This window comes from Streptomyces sp. NPDC049915 (assembly GCF_040656475.1).
GTDB lineage: Bacteria > Actinomycetota > Actinomycetes > Streptomycetales > Streptomycetaceae > Streptomyces.
This window is the reverse complement of record NZ_JBFAMH010000034.1, coordinates 52830-58829: the sequence shown is the minus strand read 5'-3', so window position 1 is coordinate 58829 and position 6000 is coordinate 52830. Positions and strand designations below refer to the sequence as shown.

Sequence of the window (6000 nt, the reverse complement as noted above, 5' to 3'; positions counted from 1 at the left end):
TGGTACTGCAGGGGGGACCCTGTGGGAGAGTAGGACGCCGCCGAACAATCATTGGGAAAACCCCGCACCTTACGGTGCGGGGTTTTCTGCGTTTCAGGGCCTTTTCGCTCCCCTGGAGGGGAGCGATGGCGGCATCAGAGCCGGCCCGCCGCCTTCAGCGCCAGGTAGGAGTCGGCGAGTGCCGGCGCCAGATCGTCCGGAGTGGCGTCGACGACCGTGACGCCGTGACGGCGCAGTTGTTCGGCGGTGCGGTTGCGTTCTGCCTGGGCCTGGGCGGCCGCCGCGGCCTCGTAGACGGCGTCGGTGGTGCCGCGGGCCGCTGCCATACGGGCGATGTGCGGATCGGACACCGAGGCCACCAGGACCGTATGGCGCTGGGTCAGCTGCGGGAGAACCGGGAGGAGGCCTTCTTCCACGGGGGCCGCGTCCAGCGTCGTCAGGAGGACGATCAGGGAACGGCGGGGGGCCGTACGCAGGGCTGTGGCGGTCAGGCCACGGGCGTCTGTTTCGACGAGTTCCGGTTCGAGTGTCGCCATGGCGTTGACCAGGGACGGCAGGAGGTCGCCGGCCGTGCGGCCCTGGACGAGGGCGCGGACGCGGCGGTCGTAGGCGAGAAGGTCGACGCGGTCGCCGGCGCGGGAGGCGAGGGCGGCCAGGAGGAGAGCGGCGTCCAGGGAGGCGTCGAGGCGCGGGGCGTCGCCGACGCGGCCGGCCGAGGTGCGGCCGGTGTCGAGGACCAGCAGGATGCGGCGGTCGCGTTCGGGACGCCAGGTGCGGACGGCGACCGTGGTCTGGCGGGCGGTGGCGCGCCAGTCGATGGAACGGGTGTCGTCACCGGGGACGTATTCGCGGAGGCTGTCGAACTCCGTGCCCTCGCCGCGTTGCAGGACGCTGGTGCGGCCGTCCAGTTCGCGCAGGCGTGCCAGCTTCGACGGCAGATGCTTGCGGCTGGTGAACGGCGGCAGGACGCGGACCGTCCAGGGGACCTTGTGGGTGCCCTGGCGGGAGAACAGGCCGAGGGGGCCGTAGGAGCGGATGGTGACGCGGTCGGCCTGGCGGTCGCCGCGGCGGGTGGGGCGCAGGCGGGTCGTGATGCGGCGGCGTTCGCCCGCTGGGACCGTGAGGCGGTGGCGGGAGGCTTCGATCTCCGTGCCGGGGCGCCAGCTGCTGGGGGGCCATGCGTCGCGCAGGTGGGCGCGGAGCGGGCGGCCCGTGGGGTTGGTGACGGTCAGCGTGACGTCGGCTGCGTCACCCAGGCGTACCGAGGTGTCGCCCGAGCGGGTGAGGCCGAGGCGGCGTACGGGGGCGGCGAGGGCGTAGTCGCAGGCGCACGCCAGGGCGAGGGAGCCGTTGACGGCGAGGATGCCCGTCCAGCCGGGTTCCAGGATGCCGACGGGGAGGGAGCCGAGGGCCGCGAGGAGCGCGGCGCGTCCGGTGAGGGCCATCAGCGGGGGACGGGGACGTGGGCGAGGATCGCGGTGATGACGGAGTCGGCGGTCACGCCTTCCATCTCGGCCTCCGGGCGCAGTTGCACGCGGTGGCGCAGCGTGGGCAGGGCGAGGGCCTTCACGTCGTCGGGGATGACGTAGTCGCGGCCGGTCAGCCAGGCCCAGGCGCGGGCCGTCGACAGCAGGGCGGTGGCGCCGCGGGGGGAGACGCCCAGGGTGAGGGAGGGCGACTCGCGGGTGGCGCGGCAGACGTCGACGACGTACGCGGCGATCTCGGGGGAGACGGTCGTCTTGGCGACGGCGGCGCGGGCGGCCTCCAGCTCGGCGGCGTTCGCGACGGGGCGTACGCCGGCGGCGCGCAGGTCGCGCGGGTTGAAGCCGGCGGCGTGGCGGGTGAGGACGTCGATCTCGTCCTGGCGGGAGGGCAGCGGGACCGTGAGCTTGAGGAGGAAGCGGTCCAGCTGGGCCTCGGGGAGGGGGTAGGTGCCCTCGTACTCGACCGGGTTCTGGGTGGCGGCGACGAGGAAGGGGTCGGGGAGCGCGCGCGGGGTGCCGTCGACCGTGACCTGGCGCTCCTCCATGGCCTCCAGCAGCGAGGACTGGGTCTTCGGGGGTGTGCGGTTGATCTCGTCGGCGAGGAGCAGGTTGGTGAAGACCGGGCCGGGCTGGAAGGAGAACTCGGCGGTGCGGGCGTCGTAGACCAGGGAGCCGGTGACGTCGCTGGGCATGAGGTCGGGGGTGAACTGGACGCGCTTGGTGTCGAGTTCGAGGGCCGCTGCGAGGGCGCGGACGAGGAGGGTCTTGGCGACGCCGGGGACGCCTTCGAGCAGGACGTGGCCGCGGCACAGCAGGGCGACGACGAGGCCGGTCACGGCGGGGTCCTGACCGACAACGGCCTTGGCGATCTCGGCGCGCAGGGCTTCGAGGGCGGCGCGGGGGTCGCCCGGCGCTCCGGTCTGCCCGGCGTTGTCAGTGGTCGGGTCCATCATGGACGGCGTACCTCTCTTTCGAGGGCGTCGAGTCGGTCGGCGAGTGTGATCAGGGCTGCGTCGTCGCTGGGCGGCGGCCCGAAGAGGAGGATGTGCAGGGCTTGTTGGCCGTCGCCGTGCAGGCGGGCGGACAGGGCCGGGAGCAGGGTTTCGGGCGTGTGCGCCTGGGTGGTGGGCACGCCGACGAGGGGGGCGAGTCGGGTGCGTGTGGTGGAGCGCAGAGCGGCGGCGGCGCGGTCGCGGGCGTTCGCCTTGCGGTAGAGGCGGGCGCGGCCTTCGGCGGTTTCGGAGGCGCGGATCGCGACGGGGAGTTTTTCGGGAACCAGCGGGCCGAGCCGGCGGGCCCGCCACAGGGCGGCGAGTGCTGCCGCGACGAAGAGTTGCAGGGTGCCCCAGAGCCAGCCGGAGGGGAGCAGGTCGACGAAGGACTTCCGGTCGTCGGGTGCGGTGGCCGAGGTGTCGGAGAGCGAGGGGAGGTACCAGACGAGATGGGGGCGGGAGCCGAGGAGTTGGAGGGCGAGCGAGGCGTTGCCCTGCTCGTCGAGGTGGTCGTTGACGAGGATGTCGGGCGCGCCGAGGACGACGGTGTCGCCGCGCCCGGTGGTGTCCGGGACGCGCACGAGGGTGGCCAGGCCGTCGCTGGGGTAGCACTCGTCGGCGCCTGGGTGGGTGGTGGTGTAGCGGATGCCGCCGGTGTCGGCGGTGCCCGCGCGCCGGGCGGCGGGCACGGCGCAGCCGGGTTCGAGCAGGGAGTCGGCGCTGGTGACGGGGTCGGCGGTGACGCCGGGGGCGAGCCGTTCGACGGAGGTGCTGCCGGCGACGAGGAGGGTGCGGCCGCCCGAGTCGGCCGTCGCGGTGTGCAGTTGGCGTTGCTGACCGGGTGTCAGCAGGTCGGGGACGGCGACCAGGAGGGTGGTGTCGGGGCCCGCGGCGTTGCGTGCCGCGTCCAGGGTCGTGACCACGCGCGTGTGCACGCCGTGGTCGGCGAGGAGTTCGGCGACGGCGCGGCTGCCGGAGGGGTCGGCGGAACGCGGGTCCAGGGAGCCGTGCTTGGTGGTGGAGCGGACCAGGGCGATCGCGACGGCCGCCGCCAGGAGCACAACGAGCGCGAGGGCGACGCCCCGGGCGCGGGTGAGGACCTGACGTGCGGTGGGCGAGGCCGAGGTGGTCGGGAGGGTGGCCTCGGTGGTCATCCGGCGGCTCCCTGGCGGTCGTCGGGGATCGGGCCGGCGGTGCTGTTCGCGAGCTGGGGCTTGGTGCGTTCGAGGTCGCGGTCGAGTTCGGCGAGGCGGTGGTACGACTGCTCGCTCGCGCTGCGGCCGCCGTATGTGACGTCGTCGAACTCCCGGGCGGCGGCGCGCAGTCGGTCCAGGTGGGCGGGCAGGGCGCGGCCGGCTTCGTCGGCGGCTTCGTCGGCGGTGCGGCCGGGGCGTACGTCGAGCAGGGCGCGCTCTTCCAGGGCGCGGACGATGGCGCGCATGCGTTCCTGGACGGCCTGGTTCCAGTGGCCCTGGGCGGCGTGCGCGTCGGCGGCCGCGCGGTGTTCGGCGGCGCTGCGGGGACGGTCGTCGAACAGGGCGGCGGCGGAGGTGGGCCGGCGGCGCGGGGTGCCCAGGCGCCACCAGAGGGTGGCGAGGACCGCGAGGACGGCGACGACGATGACGACGAGGCCGACGGTGCCGCCGGGCGTCGCGGTGGTGGCGGCGTTGAAGAGGCGGTCGAGCCAGTCCCAGAAGGCGTTCAGGGCGCGCTGCAGCGGGCTGGGATCGTCCTGGTGGTACATCGGCTTGGACAGTTCGCGGCGGGCGGCCTCCCGCGCGGGGTCGCGCGGTGTCGTCACCGGGGGCTCGCCGTCGGAGCCCGCGCGCGTGAGCAGGGATGTGCCGCCGGGCAGGCGCAGCAGGGCGTGTACGACGGTGTCGGCGGCGTGGGCCAGTGTGGTCGCGGCGGCGTCGGCGGCGTCGGCGGCGTCGGCGGCGCGTGCCAGCGTCGCGCCGGCCGTGTCCGTCGCGTGGGCCGCAGCCGCTGCGGCCGTGTCGGCGGCGTGCGGCCACGCGGTCACGGCCGTGTCGGCGGCGTGGGGCGGTGCCGTGGCCGCCGTGACGATTCCCCCCGTCAGGCTCACGGCATCAGCTCCTCGGTGTGCTGCCGGCCGGGCCGGTGCTGTGGTCCTGGAGGCCGGCGGCGCGGGCGAGTTCGAGGTCGAGGGCCTCGCGCCGGATGCGCTGGTCGATGTAGAGCAGCACGGTCACGCCGGCGCTGATCGGGAAGGTGATCATGGAGCCGATCACCGAGCCGATGCCGCTGATGATGAGGAACGTCCAGCCGCGTTCGCCCTCCATGAGGCCGGAGACACCGCCCCCGTTCGCGGCGGCGGCGATGAAGGTGAACGGGAGGACGATGAGCGCCGCGACGATGTTCGCGATGATCGCGGCGAGCAGCTGGATGCCGAAGACCCGCCACCAGGAGCCGCGCACGAGCTTGGCGGAGCGGCCCATCGACTTGCGGATGCCCTGCTTCTCCAGCATCAGGGCCGGGGAGGCCAGGGAGAAGCGGACCATCAGCCACAGGACGACGACGAACGCGGCGAGGGCGCCGAAGGAGGCGAGGCCCGCTCCGGCGTCCGCGTTGCCGCCGAGGCCCACGAGGATTCCGGGGGTGATGCCCACGCCGAAGATGACGGCGCCGATGAGGATGAGCAGTCCGATCAGAACGAAGAGCCGGGGCAGCTGGGTGCGGGCGTCGCGCCAGGCCTCGGCGAAGGTCACCGGCCGGCCGAGGACGGCGCGGCTGGTCACCGTGGTGAGCAGGGCGGTCGCCGTGACCGTGCCGATCATGGAGATCAGGAAGATGACCGTGGAGTTGAGCATCGTGTCGCCCAGAGCACGGGTCACCTCGCTGAGGGTGGCGCTGGGGTCGTCGAGCGCGTCGCTGCCCGTGGTGTCGAGGACGAGGCCCTGCAACAGGACGGCGAGGACCTCGGTGACGACGGCGACGGACAGGGTGATGCCGAGCACCGTGCGCCAGTAGGTGCGCATGGTGGACACCGCGCCGTCGAGGATCTCGCCGACGCCGAGCGGGCGCAGCGGGATCACACCGGGCTTGGCCGCGGGCGGGGGCCCGCCCCAGCCGCCACCCCAGGCGCCGTGACCGGGGGCGCCGTAGCCGTATCCGCCGGGCGCCCCGTACCCGCCCGGGGTGCCGTATCCGCCGGCCGGGCCGCCGGGGCCTGCGCGGCCGCCGGGGCCCGCCGGGGGCGGGGTGCCCCAGCCGGGGCCCGGCGGTGGGGGCGGCGGGGCCTGGCCCGGGGTCTGCTGCCCGGCCGGCGCCGACCACTGGCCGGCGGGTGGCTGCACCGTGGACCACTTCGCGCCGGGGCTCTGCGGGTCCTGAACCGGCTGGTCCGCGGGCTGCTCCGGCTCGGCGGGACGGGACGCGCCGGGCTCGTGCCCGTCGGACGGGGCGGATCCGGGCGAGGCCCAGCCCGGAGTGTCGTTCATCGTCGCTCCTTCACGGTGCCCGTCCGCGGTCGCGGCGGCAGGTTGGCAGCCATCGTGCCATGG

The 6000-nt window shown here is 74.7% G+C and carries 5 protein-coding genes; all 5 read right to left on the bottom strand.

Annotation, left to right across the window (positions count from 1 at the left end; translation table 11 throughout):
- Positions 1–134 precede the first annotated feature (134 nt).
- Positions 135–1445 carry a DUF58 domain-containing protein gene (locus AB0J12_RS35240; RefSeq protein ID WP_363268746.1) on the bottom strand — a complete coding sequence of 437 codons (1311 nt, stop codon included), beginning with the start codon at positions 1443–1445 and terminating at the stop codon, positions 135–137.
- The gene (locus AB0J12_RS35235) at positions 1445–2434 is read right to left on the bottom strand and encodes a MoxR family ATPase (protein WP_363268751.1); all 990 of its coding nucleotides are present in this window, start codon (positions 2432–2434) and stop codon (positions 1445–1447) included. Before AB0J12_RS35235 ends, AB0J12_RS35240 begins: the two co-directional genes overlap by 1 nt.
- Positions 2434–3630, bottom strand: coding sequence for a DUF4350 domain-containing protein (locus AB0J12_RS35230; protein WP_363268745.1), 1197 nt, complete (start codon positions 3628–3630; stop codon positions 2434–2436). Before AB0J12_RS35230 ends, AB0J12_RS35235 begins: the two co-directional genes overlap by 1 nt.
- A complete protein-coding gene (locus AB0J12_RS35225) occupies positions 3627–4340 on the bottom strand; it encodes a DUF4129 domain-containing protein (protein WP_363268749.1) in 714 nt (237 codons plus the stop codon). The genes AB0J12_RS35230 and AB0J12_RS35225 overlap by 4 nt, the downstream gene beginning before the upstream one ends.
- 226 nt (positions 4341–4566) lie before the next feature.
- Complete coding sequence (locus AB0J12_RS35220; protein WP_363268744.1) at positions 4567–5937, bottom strand: hypothetical protein; 1371 nt, start codon at positions 5935–5937, stop codon at positions 4567–4569.
- Between the last annotated feature and the right edge of the window lie 63 nt (positions 5938–6000).

What these genes read in the sequence shown, in the direction of transcription:
- AB0J12_RS35220 (WP_363268744.1), bottom strand. Translation starts at nt 5,937, where the DNA reads ATGAACGACACTCCGGGCTGGGCCTCGCCCGGATCCGCCCCGTCCGAC.
- AB0J12_RS35240 (WP_363268746.1), bottom strand. Translation starts at nt 1,445, where the DNA reads ATGGCCCTCACCGGACGCGCCGCGCTCCTCGCGGCCCTCGGCTCCCTC.
- AB0J12_RS35230 (WP_363268745.1), bottom strand. Translation starts at nt 3,630, where the DNA reads ATGACCACCGAGGCCACCCTCCCGACCACCTCGGCCTCGCCCACCGCA.
- AB0J12_RS35235 (WP_363268751.1), bottom strand. Translation starts at nt 2,434, where the DNA reads ATGGACCCGACCACTGACAACGCCGGGCAGACCGGAGCGCCGGGCGAC.